This window comes from Pseudooceanicola aestuarii (assembly GCF_010614805.1).
In the GTDB taxonomy this organism is placed as follows: Bacteria; Pseudomonadota; Alphaproteobacteria; order Rhodobacterales; family Rhodobacteraceae; genus Pseudooceanicola; species Pseudooceanicola aestuarii.
The window spans coordinates 73,434-90,150 of sequence record NZ_JAAFZC010000003.1; the positions used below are offsets into that span (position 1 = coordinate 73,434).

General features: G+C 67.9%; 13 protein-coding genes. 6 read left to right on the forward strand and 7 right to left on the reverse strand.

Features of this window, described 5'->3' with window-relative positions; translation table 11 throughout:
• The first annotated feature begins 9 nt into the window (after positions 1 to 9).
• A complete protein-coding gene (locus G5A46_RS16725; RefSeq protein WP_204318780.1) occupies positions 10 to 711 on the forward strand; it encodes a GntR family transcriptional regulator in 702 nt (233 codons plus the stop codon).
• A gap of 269 nt (positions 712 to 980) precedes the next feature.
• On the opposite strand, the gene G5A46_RS16730 is transcribed toward G5A46_RS16725, so the two are convergent.
• From G5A46_RS16730 to G5A46_RS16740, 3 genes are all read right to left on the reverse strand, one after another.
• Entirely contained in the window at positions 981 to 2,942 is a 1,962-nt protein-coding gene (locus G5A46_RS16730) for an acetyl-CoA carboxylase biotin carboxylase subunit (protein ID WP_163851358.1), read from the reverse strand.
• Positions 2,943 to 2,960: 18 nt separating this feature from the next.
• Positions 2,961 to 4,577, reverse strand: coding sequence for an acyl-CoA carboxylase subunit beta (locus tag G5A46_RS16735; RefSeq protein ID WP_163851359.1), 1,617 nt, complete (start codon positions 4,575 to 4,577; stop codon positions 2,961 to 2,963).
• Positions 4,578 to 4,733: 156 nt separating this feature from the next.
• Positions 4,734 to 5,552 carry a helix-turn-helix transcriptional regulator gene (locus G5A46_RS16740; protein WP_163851361.1) on the reverse strand — a complete coding sequence of 273 codons (819 nt, stop codon included), beginning with the start codon at positions 5,550 to 5,552 and terminating at the stop codon, positions 4,734 to 4,736.
• A 297-nt stretch (positions 5,553 to 5,849) separates the two neighbouring features.
• On the opposite strand from G5A46_RS16740, the gene G5A46_RS16745 reads away from it, so the two are divergent.
• On the forward strand, positions 5,850 to 6,503 hold the full coding sequence (locus G5A46_RS16745) for a glutathione S-transferase family protein (RefSeq protein WP_163851363.1): 654 nt from the start codon (positions 5,850 to 5,852) through the stop codon (positions 6,501 to 6,503).
• Between the two features lie 32 nt (positions 6,504 to 6,535).
• Here the strand turns inward: G5A46_RS16745 and G5A46_RS16750 are convergent, their stop codons facing one another.
• Complete coding sequence (locus G5A46_RS16750; RefSeq protein ID WP_163851365.1) at positions 6,536 to 7,873, reverse strand: formimidoylglutamate deiminase; 1,338 nt, start codon at positions 7,871 to 7,873, stop codon at positions 6,536 to 6,538.
• Between the two features lie 137 nt (positions 7,874 to 8,010).
• Here G5A46_RS16750 and hutI point away from each other — a divergent pair, with 137 nt between their 5' ends.
• The 4 genes from hutI to hutU are packed head-to-tail and all read left to right on the forward strand — an operon-like array spanning position 8,011 to position 13,256.
• On the forward strand, positions 8,011 to 9,201 hold the full coding sequence (hutI, locus tag G5A46_RS16755) for an imidazolonepropionase (protein ID WP_204318781.1): 1,191 nt from the start codon (positions 8,011 to 8,013) through the stop codon (positions 9,199 to 9,201).
• On the forward strand, positions 9,194 to 10,747 hold the full coding sequence (hutH, locus tag G5A46_RS16760; RefSeq protein ID WP_163851369.1) for a histidine ammonia-lyase: 1,554 nt from the start codon (positions 9,194 to 9,196) through the stop codon (positions 10,745 to 10,747). The genes hutI and hutH overlap by 8 nt, the downstream gene beginning before the upstream one ends.
• Entirely contained in the window at positions 10,747 to 11,565 is an 819-nt protein-coding gene (gene hutG, locus G5A46_RS16765; RefSeq protein WP_163851371.1) for an N-formylglutamate deformylase, read from the forward strand. The genes hutH and hutG overlap by 1 nt, the downstream gene beginning before the upstream one ends.
• Positions 11,562 to 13,256 (forward strand): urocanate hydratase, encoded by a 1,695-nt coding sequence (hutU, locus tag G5A46_RS16770; protein ID WP_163851373.1) that lies wholly within the window; start codon positions 11,562 to 11,564, stop codon positions 13,254 to 13,256. Before hutG ends, hutU begins: the two co-directional genes overlap by 4 nt.
• Positions 13,257 to 13,294: 38 nt before the next feature.
• On the opposite strand, the gene G5A46_RS16775 is transcribed toward hutU, so the two are convergent.
• The 3 genes from G5A46_RS16775 to G5A46_RS16785 all read right to left on the reverse strand — a co-directional run bounded on the left by G5A46_RS16775 (position 13,295) and on the right by G5A46_RS16785 (position 16,572).
• Positions 13,295 to 14,059, reverse strand: a complete 765-nt coding sequence (locus G5A46_RS16775) for a UTRA domain-containing protein (RefSeq protein WP_163851375.1) — start codon at positions 14,057 to 14,059, stop codon at positions 13,295 to 13,297.
• Between the two features lie 163 nt (positions 14,060 to 14,222).
• Positions 14,223 to 15,203, reverse strand: coding sequence for a helix-turn-helix domain-containing protein (locus G5A46_RS16780; RefSeq protein ID WP_163851377.1), 981 nt, complete (start codon positions 15,201 to 15,203; stop codon positions 14,223 to 14,225).
• A gap of 202 nt (positions 15,204 to 15,405) precedes the next feature.
• Entirely contained in the window at positions 15,406 to 16,572 is a 1,167-nt protein-coding gene (locus tag G5A46_RS16785) for an ABC transporter substrate-binding protein (RefSeq protein ID WP_163851379.1), read from the reverse strand.
• Between the last annotated feature and the right edge of the window lie 145 nt (positions 16,573 to 16,717).

Sequence of the window (16,717 nt, forward strand, 5' to 3'; positions counted from 1 at the left end):
GGTGACAGGATGAATGGCCCAGGTCTCGGCCCGCCCGACAGAACTGCCCGGCCCGCCGGGGTCACGCCTCTGCGCGACCCGACCCGGCCGCAAAGCATATCGAGCCACATCGTGCGCGACGTGATCAAGGGCCTCTACGAGGGGCGCTATGTCGCCGGCCAACGCCTGGTGGAGCCGGACCTGATGGAGGATTACCAGGTCGGCCGCAGCACCGTGCGCGAGGCACTCAAGGAATTGTCCTCCCACGGGATCGTCATCCTGGCCGCCCATCGCGGCGCCCATATCCGCAAGCTGCGCCGCCACGAGGCGGAGAACCTGTTCCTGACCACCGAGGTCGTGCTCGGCCTCGCCGCGCGGCAGGCGGCGCTGCACAGCGACGCCCCCGGCGCGCGCGACACCCTGACCGAGGCGCTGGCCCGCATCCAGGACCATCGCGATGCCGACGGGCGGTTCGAATACCTGCGGCGGCGCAACCGCTACATCCGCAAACTGGTGGCGATCAGCGGCAACGACGAAGTGCAGCGCCTCCTGCCCCGCCTTCAGGTCCACCTGATCCGCAACAAGCTGAGCGTGCCGCTGAACCAGCGCGTCACCGGCTTCGAAGCGATCACCAGCGCCGTCCTGTCCCGCGATCCGGCCAAGGCCGAGGACGCCGCCCGCGCCTATGTCCGCCGCACCGCCAACTGGGTGCTGCCGCATTTTCCGGAATGACAGCGCACGCCCGGCAGATGTCTGACCGGGCAGCGCCGCGCGATCCGGGAGCCGGCCGGCAGGAACGCGGCGGCGGGATCCCCGTCACCGATGGACCGCGACGGATCTTGCCCTGTCCCGAGTGACGGAACAGGCGGCATGGCAGCGGGCCGGCGACACGGCGCCGGGTATCTACCGGGAGGCCAAGACCTGCCGCCTGCGCCCACGGACCTGTCCTCCGCTCCCGCGACCGTGGCGGGCCGGACCGGACCCGGCGCGCGGTTTGCAGCTCAGGCCGGGTCGATCTCCACCATCACCATATGGGCGCCCACCTGGGTACCGGGGGTGACATGCACCGCGCTGACATGGCCGGCGATGGTAGCGGCATGGGTATGTTCCATTTTCATCGCCTCGACCACCGCGACCTTCTGGCCCGGCTCCACCCGGTCGCCCGGCGCCACGTCGACAGAAACGACGCTGCCGTTCATCGTCGCCCGCACCTTGCCATCACCACCCGCCGCCCCGGCGGTAACCACGGGGGCAAAGGTGAGGTCGGCAAAATCATGGCACCGCCCGTCAATCTGAAGAGTGATGCGGCGGTCCGGGCCGGCGCCGCTCTCTGTCAGCAGCGCGGCGCGCAGGGCACCGTCCAGCTCCACCGTCAGGTGTGCGCCGTCGCGGCGCGTCACCCGCAGGTCCAGCGGCGGCATCTCCGCCATTTCCACACGGGTCGCGCCGTCGCGGCGCTGCTGCACCATCGGCTGGTACTCCGCCGAATCCCCGCCCAACCGCAGCGGCGCGGGGTAGCCATGGCCCAGCCGACTGCCCGGCCCGGCGCGCAGCAACGCCGCCGCGACCATTGCCGCGCGCGGTTCGGCGGCGCGGCCCAGGGCCAGCAGGTCATCGCCGTGATCGCCCACGAAGGCCGTTGTTGCCTGCCCCTCCGCAAAGACCGGATGCGCCAGGCAATCACCCAGGAAGTCGCGATTGGTGCGCAGCCCGGTGACCGCCGTATCCGCCAGCGCCGCCTGAAGCCGCTGCCTTGCGGCATCGCGGGTGGGGCCATGGGCGATCAGCTTGGCGATCATGCTGTCGTAATGGGGCGGCACCCCGGCACCGCTGCGCAGGGCGTGATCGACGCGGATCGCCCCGGACGGTTCCCAAAGGTCGATGCGCCCACTTTGCGGCATGAAACCGGCGGCGGGATCCTCGGCGCACAGCCGCACCTCCATCGCGTGGCCGTCAAAGGTGATGTCGTCCTGCTCCAGCGGCAGAACCTCCCCCGCCGCGACGCGCAATTGCAGCGCCACGAGGTCCAGACCGGTGATCGCCTCCGTCACCGGATGTTCGACCTGAAGGCGGGTGTTCATCTCCATGAAGTAGAAATTGCCCTGATCATCCAGCAGGTATTCGAACGTGCCCGCCCCGACATAGCCGATGGCCCGCACCGCCGCGACGGAGGCCGCGCCCATCCGCGCCCGCAGCTCCGGGCCGACAGCGGGAGAGGGGGCCTCCTCGATCACCTTCTGGTGGCGACGTTGCACGGAACAATCGCGTTCGCCGCAATGCACCACGTTGCCGTGTCGGTCGGCCATCACCTGGATCTCGACATGGCGCGGATTGACGATGGCCTTTTCCAGCAGCACGACATCGTTGCCGAAGGCACCCGCCGCCTCGGACCTGGCCGAGGTCAGGGCATCGGCGAACTCCGCCTCGGAAGACACCAGCCGCATCCCGCGTCCGCCGCCACCAGCGACGGCCTTGATCATCACCGGAAAGCCGATCTGCCGGGCCTCCGCCAACAGCCGGTCCTCGGATTGGTCATCGCCCTGGTAGCCGGGCACGCAGGGCACATCGGCGGCGATCATCAGCGCCTTGGCCCCGGCCTTGTCGCCCATGGCGCGGATCGCCTCCGCATCCGGGCCGACAAAGACGATGCCGGCGGCATCACAGGCGGCGGGCAGGTCCGCGTTCTCCGCCAGGAAACCATAGCCGGGATGGATCGCATCGGCGCCCGTCGTCCGCGCTGCGGCGATGATCGCGTCGATCCGCAGGTAGGATTGCGCCGGCGCTGCCGCACCGATGCACACGGCCTCATCCGCCTGGCGGACATGCTCGGCCTCCGCATCCGCTTCCGAAAAGACGGCCACGGTGCGCAGCCCCATGGCCCGGGCAGAGCGGATCACCCGCAGGGCGATTTCACCGCGATTGGCCACGAGAAGCTTGGAAAAAGGGGTCGGTTGAAGGGTCATTGGCATCTCTCGCGCGGATCAGGGACGGGCAACGGCGAACTGGACCGGCCGGGGCGTGCGGGTCTCGGCCTCACGCGACAGGGCCATCAGTTCGATCAGCAGATCGCGGGTATCGCGGGGGTCGATCACCCCGTCGTCCAACAGCCGCGCCGAGGTATGGAACGCGTCCATCTGGCTGTTGAAATTCTCGGTGATCCGGGCTTTCAACGCCTCCAGCTTGGCGTGGTCCACCGGCTGCCCCATGCGTTCGGCGCGGGCCTCCTGGACCACGGCCATGGTGCCGGCGGCCTGCTCCCCGCCCATCACGGCGGTCTTGGCATTGGGCCAGGAGAAGGCGAAACGCGGATCGAAGCCGCGCCCGCACATGCCGTAATTCCCGGCGCCAAAAGATGCCCCGCAGAAGATGGTGAATTGCGGCACGTCGGCATTGGTCACGGCCTGGATCATCTTGGACCCGTGCTTGATCGCGCCGGCTTCTTCGTAGCTGCGCCCGACAAGGAAACCGGTGGTATTGTTCAGGTACAGGATCGGGGTTCCGGCCTGGCAGCAGGACTGGATGAAATGCGTCGCCTTGGCCGCGCCCGCCGGGTCGATCGGGCCGTTGTTGGTGATGATCCCGATGGGCCAACCGGCGATCCTGGCATTGCCACAGACCGTGGCACTTCCGTAACGCTCCCCGAATTCCAGAAAATCCGATCCGTCGACCACGCGGGCGATGATCTCCCGCATGTCGACCGGCTGGCGGTGATCCATGGGCATCAGGCCCAGCAGTTCCTCGCGATCATAGGCGGGGGCGTCGAAGGCGCGGGCGGCGTCGTCGCAGCGCTGCCATTCGATATTGCCCAGGATCGACCGCGCCAGGCCCAGGGCCTCCCGGTCGTCTTCGGCCAGGTAATCGCCCAGCCCGGAAATGCCGGTATGCATCTCGGCGCCGCCCAGCTCCTCCTCGGTCGCGATCTCGCCGGTGGCGGCCTTCAGCAGGGGCGGGCCGGCCAGAAAGGCCCGCGTGCGGCCGCGCACCATGATGATGTAATCGGACAGGCCGGTCTGATAGGCCCCCCCGGCGGTGGAACTGCCATGCGTCACCGTCACCACCGGCAGTCCTGCGGCGGAGAACCGCGCCAGGTTGCGGAACAGCGCGCCGCCGCGCACGAAATCCTCCACCCGGTAGGCCATCAGGTTGGCGCCGGCGCTTTCGACCAGCTGAACATAGGGCAGCTTGTTGGCCAGGGCGATTTCCTGAACCCGCAGCTGCTTGTCCAGCCCCATGGGTTGCAGGGCGCCCGCACCGATGCCGCTGTCGGACGCGCTGATCATGCAGCGGTGCCCGGAGACATAGCCGATGCCCGCCACCACGCCGCCACCGGGAACCGAGGCCGCCAGGTCGGGCTGGTCCAGCCCGTAACCCGCCAGCTTCGACAACTCGATGAAGGGCCGACCAGGATCGAGCAGCAGCGCCACGCGGTCGCGGGGCAGCAGCTGGTGACGTTTCTCGAACCGCGCGCGGGAGGCTTCGGAGGCCCGGCGGGTGCGGTTCTCGATTTCCTCCAGCTTGTCCAGAAGGGCCAGCATACCCTGCCGGTTGGCCTGGAATCCCTCGGATGTCGGAGAGAGGGAACTGAGTATCTTTGCCATGTCGCACCGCGCCTTCTGTCGTCTGTCCAAACCAGTTAGACATTCGCCCGGCGCGCGACTTGCGTCAGTCCGCTACCTCCGGCCTGGCGCGGCGCTTTCTGCTGGGGCACCCGGCGTCACGAGCGGAATCCGGGGCCGGATCGCAGTCACGCGCGGTCAGTACATCGCGGCGGCCTCGGTGACCCCGGCATGCATCCGCAGATCGCGCGACCCGATACGGATCGAGCGGGGTTGCAATCCGAATGTCTTGCGGATCGAATTGCTGAAATGGCTGCTGTCGGGATAGCCCAGCGACAGCGCGACATCGGTCAGGCTGTTGGTCTGGTTGGCATGCAGCATGAAGCTTCGCGCCCGCCGCCACATCCGGTAATTGCGGAACGACACGCCGGTCTGATCCTTGAACAGATGCAGGAACCGTGACGAGGACAAGCCGATCCCTGCGGCGATCTCTGCCGCAAGGGCGGGGTTCTCCAGCCCGTCACGCTTCATCGTTTCCAGCGCGCGGGCGATGCGCGGATCCATCTGCCCCTCGCGCAGGGCACGGCCCAGCACGATGCGGTCGAACTCCTCGGCCAGCATCTCCCCCCCGTCGGGATGCGCGGCCAGTTCGGCCGCCGCATCGCGCATCCGGTGGACAAAGCCGGCACGGCGCGCCGGGTCGTTGAAATCTGCCAACAGGCGGGGCAGCTCGCCCTGATACAGGCGCTCTGTCTCGATCAGGACACTGATGATCTGGTTGCCCTCGGAATGGACCTGGTGGGCCTGGTAGGGCGGCAGGATGGCCAATTCCCTGCGCTGCCATTCCTCGGTGCCGATACGCAGGCGGAAATGGCCGCGCGGCGCAAGGTAGATCGCCACGCCGCCCATCCGCCGGTTCTGCATCTTGCGCCCGGCCAGTCCGACGTAGAACAGGCGGTCGTCCAGGACCATCATGTATTTTCCGCTTTGCACCTGTGCGGGTGTTCCGGTGGTCATCGCTGCGCTCCTCCCGCTGCTGAACCGTCGTTTACCGTGTCCTCCAGGGGCCTCCCCTGCCCCTGGCGGACACGGCTTTCAATGCGCAGCATTGTCAGACGGTCTTGTCCGATATCGGAAAGATTAGGGTGATCCGAAACTGAAATTCAACCGCCTTGCGCCGCCTGCGACGGATTTTCGCCACGGCTGCCGGCACCGCAGAACACAGGTCGTGGCGTCGCGCCACGGCATAGCGACTGGGCACAATCGCGCGCCGCCTGCGGCCCCTAATCTGCGCGCGAACAATCGGAGATCCCCATGCTTCAGCTTTGGCATTGCAACGACGCGCGGTCCTTTCGTGCGCTGTGGTCGTTGGAGGAACTGCGCCTGCCCTACGCGCTGAAGATGCTGCCGTTCCCGCCGCGCATGTTCGAGAAATCCTACCTGGCGGAGAACCCGCTGGGCACGATTCCCCTGCTGATCGACGGCGCCACGCGGATGACCGAAAGCGCGGCGATCCCGCATTACCTGTCCTGCGTGCATGGCGACGGGTCGCTGGCCCGTATGCCGGGAGATGCGGAATACGGCGATTACCTGAACTGGCTGCACCACGGTGAGGCGACACTGACCTTTCCGCAGACGATCTTCCTGCGCTACGCCATGCTGGAACCCGAAGAGCGGCGACAGCCCGAGGTGGCCGCGGATTACCGCAAGTGGTTCCTGGCCCGGCTACGCCTGGCCGAAAGCATCCTGTCCGATGGACGTGAGACGCTGTTGCCCGGCGGATTTTCCAACGCCGACATCTCTGTCGGCTATGCGCTGCAACTGGCCATCGGACTGGGGATGCGCGATGATCTGCCGCCAGCCTGTCTGGCCTATTTCAACGGGCTTAAAACCCGCGACGGCTACCAGCGCGCGAGGGCGGCGCAACGCACCGCGCAGGACGAGGCCGGGCTGACCCCGATCCTCTGACGCCGATTATCTGACACGGTCTTGCGCCGCGCCTACAGCGGCGCCCGGCGCAAGACACGGGCGAACTGCTCCGCGATGCGGGCACGGGCGACATGCGCACCGTCGCGCACCAGGTGCCGGCCTGCCGCCCAGACGTCGCTGACTGCCACATCGCGGCCAAAGATCCAGCGGTCCAGCATCTGATCGCCGCCCGTCGCCGCGCCGTGGGGGTCGTGCAGGGCCACCATGTCCGCCGGTGCGCCCTCCGCAAGCTCGGGACTGGGGGCGTCCAGCGCCTGGGCCCCGCCCTTCGCCGCCTCGACAAACAGGCGATGCCCGGTCGATCCTCCGGGCCGGGCCAATACGTTGCGCTGCTGGTGGTGCAGGCGCTGGCCATATTCCAGCAGGCGCAATTCCTCGGCCACGTCGATGCGCAGGTTGGAATCCGTGCCGATGGCGATCCGTCCCCCACGGGACAGGAAATCCGGAGCGGGAAAGAGGCCGTCGCCCAGGTTCGCCTCCGTTACCGGGCACAGCCCTGCCACCGCGCCGCTGTCGGCCAGTCGCGCCGTTTCTGCCCCCGTCAGGTGGGTGGCGTGGACCAGACACCAGCGCGGCCCCACCGGCGCATTGTCCAGAAGCCACTCGACCGGGCGCGCGCCCAGGGCGGTCCGGCATTCCGTCACCTCCCGCTGCTGTTCGGCGATGTGCAGATGCACGATCCGTCCTGGCAGCGCGGCGCAAAGTTCGGCGAGCTCGCCCCCGGTGACCGCGCGCAGCGAATGCGGTGCCCAGCCGACCCGGTCCTGCGGCCGGTCCAGCAGCGCCACGCAGCCCGCCACCAGCGTGGCGAAGGCCGTCGGGTCATGCAGGAACCGGCGCTGCCCCGCATCCGCCGCCACCGGCCCGAACCCGCCATGGGCGTAGAACACCGGCAGATGGGTCAGGGCAATCCCGGTCTCCTGCGCGGCGGCAAAGATCCGCAGGGACAATTCTGCGGGATCCGCATAGCGCCCGCCGTCGGTGTCGTGATGCAGGTAGTGGAACTCGCCCACGCGGGTGAACCCGGCTTCCAGCATCTCGACATAGGCCATTTCGGCCAGGGCCTGCACATCCTCCGGGGTGACCGACAGGGCCAGCCGGTACATTGTCTCCCGCCAGGTCCAGAAGCTGTCTGGCCCGGTGCCCCGCGTCTCGGTCAGGCCGGAGAACCCGCGCTGAAACGCATGGCTGTGCACGTTGGGCATCCCCGGCACCAGCGCGTCGACACGGACATCGCCGGGCGCGACGCGGCTGCCGGGGGCCACTGCGGTCAGCTGCCCGGCAGCCTGGGTCAGGCGCACATTCTCCGCCCATCCCGACGGCAGCAGCGCATGTTTGGCAAAGATCATCCAGGGCTCCCTCTGTTTCAACCTCGCGCAGGACGGGGGAAGACAGCTTGTTCCAATCCGCCCTTTATGTATAGACTTTTTTATGTATATACTTAATGACGCGAAAGCGCAATTTCTCTGACCGGAGGGGCAAGCGGATGTCGGACAGAACCATATGGGCGAATGCCAGGCTGCCCTGGCCCGTGGGCACGCAGACCGTCACCGACATCGCTACCGAAGCAGGCCGGATCCTTGCCTCCGGTCCCGATCTGCCGCGCGCCGGGGCGCGGGTCCACGATTGTGGCGGGCGGCTGGTGACTGCGGCACCGATAGATTGTCACAGCCATATCGTGCATGGCGGCGACCGCACCGGCGAGTTCGAGATGCGGCTGAACGGCGCCAGCTACGCTGAGATCGCGCAGGCGGGCGGCGGCATCGTGTCCTCCATGCGGGCGACGCGGGCCATGGATGTGGCGGATCTGGTGCGCACCGCCCTGCCCCGTGTCGACACCCTGCTGGCGGAGGGCTGTTCCACCATCGAGATCAAGTCAGGGTACGGCCTGTCCATCGACTCAGAGTTGAACATGCTGCGCGCCGCCCGCCGTATCGCCGAGATCCGCCCGGTGCGGGTGCGCACCACCTGGCTGGCCGCCCATGCCATGCCGCCCGATTTCGACGGCAGCCGGGCGGATTACATCGCGGACGTCGCCATCCGCGGGCTTCAGATCGCCCATGACGAAGGGCTGGTCGATGCGGTCGATGCCTTCTGCGAGGGCATCGCCTTTGCCCCGACCGAGATCGTTCCCCTGTTCGACCGCGCCCGCCAGCTGGGCCTGCCGGTCAAGCTGCATACCGAACAGCTGACCCGGTCGGGCGGGTCTGTGATGGCGGCGCGTTTTGGCGCGCTCTCCGTCGATCACATGGAATATGCCGAGGCCGAGGATATCGCGGCCATCGCCCGATCCGGCAGCGTCGCGGTGATCCTGCCCGGCGCCTTCTACATGCTGGGCGAAACCCGCAAACCGCCCGTCGCCGGGTTCCGCGCCGCAGGCGTACCGATGGCGCTTGCCACCGATTGCAATCCCGGCACCTCGCCCGTGACCTCCCTTTTGCTGTGCATGAACATGGCGGCGGTGCTGTTCGGGATGACGGTGCGCGAATGCCTGGACGGGGTCACCCTGAACGCCGCGCGCGCCCTGGGTCTGGAGGCCCGGATCGGCGGGATCGCCCCCGGCCTGGCGGCGGACCTGGCCATCTGGGACGTGGAGCGCCCGGCACAGCTGGTTGGCCGGGCCGGTCACAATCCCCTGCACCAACGCGTCTTTGGCGGAGAAATCACCCATGGCTGACACCCCCCCTGCCCCCGATCCGCATATCCTGATCCCCGGCCGGGTCCCCCTGCGCAAGCTGGCGCAAATCTACGGCGACCGGGCCGATGTGGTGCTGGGCGACAGCGCCCGCCCCGGCATGGACCGCGCCGCCGCCCGCATCGCCGAGGTCGCGGCCGGGGAGACGGCCGTCTACGGGGTGAACACCGGCTTTGGCAAACTCGCCTCTGTCCGCATTGCGGCGGAGGATGTGGCGACGTTGCAACGCAACCTGATCCTGTCCCATTGCTGCGGCGTGGGCGATCCGCTGGCCCCCGAGATCGTGCGCCTGATCATGGTGCTCAAGCTGATGTCGCTGGGGCGCGGGGCGTCGGGGGTGCGGATGGCGGTGATCACGCTGATGACCGACATGCTGCGCGCCGGCGTGCTGCCGGTGATCCCGGAAAAGGGCTCGGTCGGGGCGTCCGGCGATCTGGCGCCGCTGGCCCATATGACCGCCGCGATGATCGGCGAGGGGCAGGCCACGCATCACGGCACCACGATGCCCGCGGCCCAGGCTCTGGCCCGCGCCGGGCTGTCCCCGATCCGATTGTCGGCCAAGGAGGGGCTGGCCCTGATCAATGGCACCCAGGTCTCCACCGCGCTGGCACTGGCAGGGCTGTTTCGCGCCGAACAGGCAGTGCAGGCGGCGCTGGTCACCGGGGCGCTGTCCACCGATGCGGCGATGGGGTCCACCGCGCCATTCGCGGCGGAAATCCACGCCCTGCGCGGCCATCGCGGCCAGATCGAGGTCGCCGCCACCCTGCGCGGATTGCTGGACGGGTCGGGGATTCGCGCCAGCCATGTCGACAATGACGAACGGGTGCAGGATCCCTATTGTCTGCGCTGCAATCCGCAGGTCACCGGCGCCTGTCTGGACGTGCTGCGCCAGGCCGCTGCCACCTTGGCGATCGAGGCAAACGCCGCCACGGACAACCCGTTGGTCCTGTCCGATGGCGATGTCGTCTCGGGCGGGAATTTCCACGCCGAACCCGTGGCGCTGGCCGCCGATCAGATTGCCCTGGCCGTGGCGGAGATCGGGGCCATCGCGCAGCGGCGCATCGCGATGCTGGTCGATCCGGCGCTGAGTTTCGGCCTGCCCGCGTTCCTGTCACCCCGGCCCGGCCTGAACAGCGGCCTGATGATCGCCGAAGTCACCTCTGCCGCATTGATGAGCGAGAACAAGCAGCTGGCGCATCCTGCCTCCGTCGACAGCACGCCCACCTCCGCCAATCAGGAGGATCATGTGTCGATGGCCTGTCACGGCGCGCGGCGGCTGTTGCAGATGACGCAGAACCTGTTCCACATCGTCGGGATCGAGGCCCTGACCGGTGCGCAGGGGGTGGAGCTGCGCGCGCCGCTGGCGACCTCTGCCCCGCTGGCGGCGGTGATCGACCGGCTACGCCGCGACGTGCCCGCCATCGGGGACGATCGCTACCTGGCCGACGATCTGGACCGCGCCGCCGCGCTGGTGGCCGGCGGCGCGCTGTCCGCTTCGGTGCGCCCGCATCTGCCGGAGGTCTTCTGATGCCCGCCGTGGACGTCACCGAAGGCGACAGCCCGCTGGTGTTGGGGATGCCGCATACCGGCACTCATATCCCCGACGAGATCGCCAACACCCTGAACGACGAGGGGCAGGTGCTGCGCGATACCGATTGGCACATCGACACGCTATATGCCGGGCTGGCACCGGGGGCGAGCGTGGTGCGCGCGACCTTCCACCGCTATGTCATCGACGCGAACCGCGACCCGTCGGGGCAAACGCTTTACCCCGGTCAGACGACCACGGGGCTGGTGCCGCTGACCACCTTTGACAACGTGCCGATCTGGCGCGAGGGCGCCGCCCCCGACGCCGCCGAAATCGCCCGGCGGGTCGCCCGGTACCACGCCCCCTACCACGTCGCCCTGCGCGCGCAGCTGGATCGGGTGCGGGCGCGCCACGGCTTTGCGATCCTGTTCGATTGCCATTCCATCCGCTCGGTGATCCCGTGGCTGTTCGACGGCATTCTGCCGGACCTGAACATCGGGACCGACATGGGCCGCACCTGCGCCCCGGCGATCGAGGCCGCCGCGCGGGCAGCCGCCAAAGCGACCGGCCGCCGCCACGTCGTCAATGGCCGGTTTCGCGGGGGTTGGACCACCCGCCATTACGGCCGCCCGAACAAGGGGCTGCACGCCCTGCAACTGGAACTGGCACAGGCCACCCACCTGAGGACAGAGCAGCCGCCCTTTGCCCTCGACCCTGCGAAAACCGCCACGCTGCGCCCGCAGCTTGCGCATCTCCTCAGCCAGATCCAGCGCGCCGCCCCGGCTGCGGGATCGCCATCGAAAGGCCTTTGGACATGACCGACCCCCGCCACAACCAGCGCGACATCTTCCCGCCCACCGGCGCCACGCTGACCGCGAAATCCTGGCAGACGGAGGCCCCGCTGCGGATGCTGATGAACAACCTGCATCCCGACGTGGCCGAGAACCCGCATGAGCTGGTGGTCTACGGCGGGATTGGCCGCGCGGCCCGCAGCTGGCAGGATTACGACACCATCGTTGCCACCCTGCGCGATCTGGAGGCGGACGAAACCCTGATTGTGCAATCCGGCAAACCCATCGCGGTGATCCGCACCCATGCCGATGCCCCGCGCGTGCTGATCGCAAATTCCAACCTGGTACCGAACTGGGCCAATTGGGACCATTTCAACACGCTCGATAAAAAGGGGCTGATGATGTACGGGCAGATGACCGCCGGGTCGTGGATCTACATCGGCGCGCAGGGCATCGTTCAGGGCACCTACGAGACCTTCGCCGAAGCCGGGCGCCAGCATTACCGCGGCGACCTGAGCGGCAAGTGGATCCTGACCGGGGGGCTGGGCGGCATGGGCGGGGCGCAACCGCTGGCCGCCGTGATGGCCGGGGCCTGCTGCCTGGCGGTGGAATGCGACGAGACCCGCGCCGATTTCCGCATCCGCACCCGCTATTGCGACGAGAAGACCCATGACCTGGACAGCGCGCTGGCGATGGTCGACCGCTGGACCCGCGCGGGTGATGCGAAATCCGTCGCGCTGATCGGCAATGCCGCCGAGATCTTTCCCGAGATCCTGCGCCGGTTGCAGGCGGGCGAGGCCCTGCCCAATGGCCGCCCGGATATCGTGACCGACCAGACCTCGGCCCATGATCCCTATCGCGGGTATCTGCCGCGGGGCTGGACGGTGGCACAGTGGCGCGCCCGGCAGGAGAGTGATCCCGCCGCCGTGGCCGCCGCCGCCCGCCAGTCGATGAAGGACCAGGTGGCGGCCATGGTCGGGTTCTGGAACGCCGGGGTGCCGACGCTGGATTACGGCAACAACATCCGACAGATGGCCCTGGAGGAAGGGCTGGCGGATGCCTTTGCCTTCCCCGGTTTTGTCCCCGCCTATATCCGCCCGCTGTTCTGCCGCGGGATCGGGCCCTTCCGCTGGGCGGCGCTGTCCGGTGACCCGGAGGATATCCGCAAGACCGACGCCGCGATGAAGGCATTGTTTCCCGACAATGCCGGGCTGCACCGCTGGCTGGACATGGCGGCAGAGCGGATCGCCTTTCAGGGAATGCCGGCGCGGATCTGCTGGATCGGGCTGGGAGATCGGCACCGCGCCGGTCTGATGTTCAACGAGATGGTCGCCAAGGGGGAGCTGAGCGCCCCCGTCGTCATCGGCCGCGACCACCTGGACAGCGGCTCTGTCGCCAGTCCCAACCGCGAGACGGAGGCGATGCGCGACGGCTCCGACGCCGTGTCAGACTGGCCGCTGCTGAACGCGCTGGTCAACACCGCCTCCGGCGCGACCTGGGTGTCGTTGCATCATGGCGGCGGCGTCGGAATGGGGTTCAGCCAGCACGCCGGGGTGGTGATCTGCGCCGACGGCACGCCGGAGGCCGCCAGACGGCTGGAACGGGTGCTGTGGAACGACCCCGCATCGGGTGTCTGGCGCCATGCCGACGCCGGCTATCCCGAAGCGCTGAACTGCGCGCGGGACCACGGGCTGCGCCTGCCCCGGATCCTGGGCTGAGGCCCACGGGCCGGGGGTGCCACGCGGGAGAGCGACCGTCAGCTTCCTGCGCCTGCCCCAGGGCCCGCAGCCGGACCGGCGCCGCCGTCGAATTCGGCGACCAGCTGATGTGCCGCGCCGGGATAGAGCAGCCGCACACAGGTCACCCAATCCGCATCTATGCGGGTCTTGCGCAGGATCTCCAGGCAGGGTGTGCCGGGCTTCAGGTCCAGCCGCGCGGCGTCATGGTCCGGTGCGCCGACGGCGCGGACCTGGTGGCGGGCATTGGTCCAGGGCATGGTGTTCAACAACCAGGTGCCCGGCGCCTCCTGCCCGAAATCGGTCTGCGCGGCATCGGGAACGGTGTCAGGGTTGATCGCCCGCGTCTCCAGGCAGAAGGGGGCCGCGTCGGCAAGGTGCAGCCCGGACAGGAACAGGGCTGGGCGCGGGCTCTCCGCCTCCTCCAGCCCCAGGATGCGGCGATCGTCGGCCCGGCTTGCGCGCAGCGCGCTGGACAGGAGGATCCAGCGGTAGGCGCGGCCCAGCCCGGCGACCTCCTCCGCGATATGGTTGATCGCCAGTACGGCGGATTGCGCACGCGGCTGCGCGACATGGGTGCCCGTCCGCTTGCGACGCACGATGTAGCCGTCCTGCGCCAGGCGTGTCAGCACCTTGTTCATGGTCATGCGCGACACGCCGTAATGCTCCGCCAGCGCGATTTCGCGGTCCAGCCGATGGCCGGGCTTCCAGGTGCCGTCGACGATCTTGCGGGTGATGTCGTCCAGTATGCGGGCGTGAAGGGTTTCGGTGGATCTGGGCGGCATGGTCATCCCTGCTGTCGGTCCCGGCCTCCGGGCCTGATCGTCCGGTCCGGCCCGGAGGCCGGGACATGTACATACATGTGAGGCGCCGCCCCGGCAAGGGCACCCCGGTCACCTGGGGCCATGGTCCCGGCGCCCCCTTCCCCCGCGCCCCCTTCTCTCGCGCCTAGCCACGGCCCAGCATCCGGGCAAAGGGCGGGATCGCCCAGGCGCGATAGGTGCGGCGCGGCGTGATCTTGGTGAGCAGCGCGCGCTCTGTCGCCTGGTCGATCAGCTTCTGCGCGCCGCGCGGGGTGATCTGCAACCGCTCCGCCACCACGGCGCCGGTGACGATGGGGCGGGTTGTCAACAAGGCAGCAAGATCCGGCAGGCGCGATGCCCCATGCGCCCCCTGCCCCACCGCCCGCGCCCGGTCCAGCCAGCGGCGCAACATCGGCAGCGCGCCCAGCCCCCGGTCCAATGTCCCGGCCAGACCGCGTATCAGCTCTGCCACCGTGTCGGGACGCGTGACGGACCATAGCCTGAACCCGTTGTCGACCAGCGCCAACGCCGGCTGCATCACCCACATCCCGCGCGGCGCGGCGATCAGGTCCGGCGGATCGGCCGCGCCTTGCATGAACCGGCCCGACCCCCGAAGCGCGTGATCCGCCGCGACGAAACCCAACCGTTCCACCGATGGCGCGCGCCCGTCCGTCGCGCGGTTGAGGATATGCGCCACCCGCAGCGCGCCCTGCACCGGGCTGTCGGCCTGTTGCAGCGCCACACGGATCGCGGCGTGATCCGTGGCGTCGAACGGGGCGGCGCCTTCCCCCACCGACAGCCGCCAGAGCCGGGAGAGGACAATGTCAGTATTGCCCTCCAGCGCTCCGGGTGAATGCAGGCCGCGTAGCAGCGCCGCCGCCGCCAGTGCCGCGCGGTCACGATCCGGGTCTCCCATCGTGTCGCGGAACGGACGGCCCAGCAAATCGGCGGGGGTGACCGGCAGATCCTCCAACCAGGCCGAGGCACAGGCCTCCTGAACCGCCGCCTGCCCGCGCCACAGCGCCGCCAGCGCCGCATCGGCCCGCAGCGCCCCTTCGAGACGGGCAGCCACGATCTCGATCCGGAAGAGCTCGGACAGGGGAAAGGACGGGGCAGGCGGGTGCATGAGCGATTTCCGGGATGGCACGGATACGCCAGAGGATAACAAGTTTGACGGAACGAAAACAGACAGTTTGTTCCGTTGCCCCAGCAGGTCGCTTTCGACGGGCCGAAGGTTGGGTCCAACGCGGTGATACCGCTCGGGTACGAAAGATCCCCGCCGATCCAAGGACCGGCGGGGACGGGAGAGGTCGTCTTGTCAAAAAGGATCAGAAGTCGCGGGCAGGAAGCAGATCCGTCACGTTTTCCCATTTACCATTCGCAACCCGGGTGATCCGAACCTGGCGATTGCTGAGACGGTCATCCTCGGAAATGTTGAAGGCGGGATTGCCCAGGGCATCAACCGGCAATTCGGTTTCATTGGCACTGGCGGCGAAACTCTCGGGTGTCAGATCCGCGCCGGCGTTTTCAGCAACGGCAGCAAAAACCTGCATCGCGTAATAGGCGAACATGGAGTAAAGGCCGGGCGCTTCGCCAAAGCTGTCGGTATACTTGGCGACCCATTCGGCCACGGCAGGGTTGGGATCATCGGCATAGGGGATCGGGATGAAGGCGGCAGCATAGACACCTTCCATCGCCTCCCCGCCCAGAGCCGGGACCTGAATGGCGTAGTTTGATAAGGTGCCCAAGAAGATCGGGTCATACCCGATCTTGCGGGCCTCCGTCACGGAACCGACGAATTCCCGTAGGGTGGATGCGTTGTAGACAAAGTCGCAATCCGCTGCGGACAAACGTTGAATCTGGGACGAGAAATCTGTGGCACCGCGTTTGTAGGATGTTGCCTCTACGATCTCCACGCCCTTGGCTTCGGAGAAGGCCTCGACCCCGGCGAGGGAAGAGCGGCCGAAATCATCATCCTGATACAGGGCGCAAAGGTGATTGGGCTTCAGCTCCTCGAATGCCCAGACCAAGCTGGCAGCCGCGGCATCCGCATAGGACGGCGCCATTGCCATTTTGTAGGGGCTTGCCGGTTCATACAATCCTGGCGAGGCGCCCTGCGGCATGATGTTGAAAACCTTGTTCTCAAGCAGCAACGGCATGACGGCCATGTTCGTAGCAGTGCCAAGGTGGCCGACGATGGCAAAGACCTCGTCACGGGTGATCATCTTGTTCGCGGCAAGAACGGCCTTTTTCGGGTCGTAGCTGTGATCTTCGACCACCAGGTTTACCTTGCGCCCATGGATGCCGCCGGCGCCGTTGATCTCGTCAATCGCCATTCGCAGGCCGTTCAGAGATTCCGAACCATAGATCGCCACCGGACCTGACAGGTCCGTCAGGATGCCAAGATTGATCGTATCATCGGTTACGGATTGTGCCAGCGCCGGGCTGGCTGCCAAAGCAGCAAGTGCGGCGGTAACCTTTGCGAAATGTGTCATCGTTTCCTCCCGTTTGGGGCTGTTGCCCTATGGAAGCATATGGTCCAGCGGGACGCGGAGGCTTGTGCGCAGTCGCTGCTGGACCTGATGTCAGATCGGTGTTCACAGCTGTGAAACCTTGGCGGGGGGGCAGGGCGATCACAGC

What these genes read in the sequence shown, in the direction of transcription:
- G5A46_RS16725 (WP_204318780.1), top strand. Translation starts at nt 10, where the DNA reads ATGAATGGCCCAGGTCTCGGCCCGCCCGACAGAACTGCCCGGCCCGCC.
- G5A46_RS16730 (WP_163851358.1), bottom strand. Translation starts at nt 2,942, where the DNA reads ATGACCCTTCAACCGACCCCTTTTTCCAAGCTTCTCGTGGCCAATCGC.
- G5A46_RS16735 (WP_163851359.1), bottom strand. Translation starts at nt 4,577, where the DNA reads ATGGCAAAGATACTCAGTTCCCTCTCTCCGACATCCGAGGGATTCCAG.
- G5A46_RS16740 (WP_163851361.1), bottom strand. Translation starts at nt 5,552, where the DNA reads ATGACCACCGGAACACCCGCACAGGTGCAAAGCGGAAAATACATGATG.
- G5A46_RS16745 (WP_163851363.1), top strand. Translation starts at nt 5,850, where the DNA reads ATGCTTCAGCTTTGGCATTGCAACGACGCGCGGTCCTTTCGTGCGCTG.
- G5A46_RS16750 (WP_163851365.1), bottom strand. Translation starts at nt 7,873, where the DNA reads ATGATCTTTGCCAAACATGCGCTGCTGCCGTCGGGATGGGCGGAGAAT.
- hutI (WP_204318781.1), top strand. Translation starts at nt 8,011, where the DNA reads ATGTCGGACAGAACCATATGGGCGAATGCCAGGCTGCCCTGGCCCGTG.
- hutH (WP_163851369.1), top strand. Translation starts at nt 9,194, where the DNA reads ATGGCTGACACCCCCCCTGCCCCCGATCCGCATATCCTGATCCCCGGC.
- hutG (WP_163851371.1), top strand. Translation starts at nt 10,747, where the DNA reads ATGCCCGCCGTGGACGTCACCGAAGGCGACAGCCCGCTGGTGTTGGGG.
- hutU (WP_163851373.1), top strand. Translation starts at nt 11,562, where the DNA reads ATGACCGACCCCCGCCACAACCAGCGCGACATCTTCCCGCCCACCGGC.
- G5A46_RS16775 (WP_163851375.1), bottom strand. Translation starts at nt 14,059, where the DNA reads ATGCCGCCCAGATCCACCGAAACCCTTCACGCCCGCATACTGGACGAC.
- G5A46_RS16780 (WP_163851377.1), bottom strand. Translation starts at nt 15,203, where the DNA reads ATGCACCCGCCTGCCCCGTCCTTTCCCCTGTCCGAGCTCTTCCGGATC.
- G5A46_RS16785 (WP_163851379.1), bottom strand. Translation starts at nt 16,572, where the DNA reads ATGACACATTTCGCAAAGGTTACCGCCGCACTTGCTGCTTTGGCAGCC.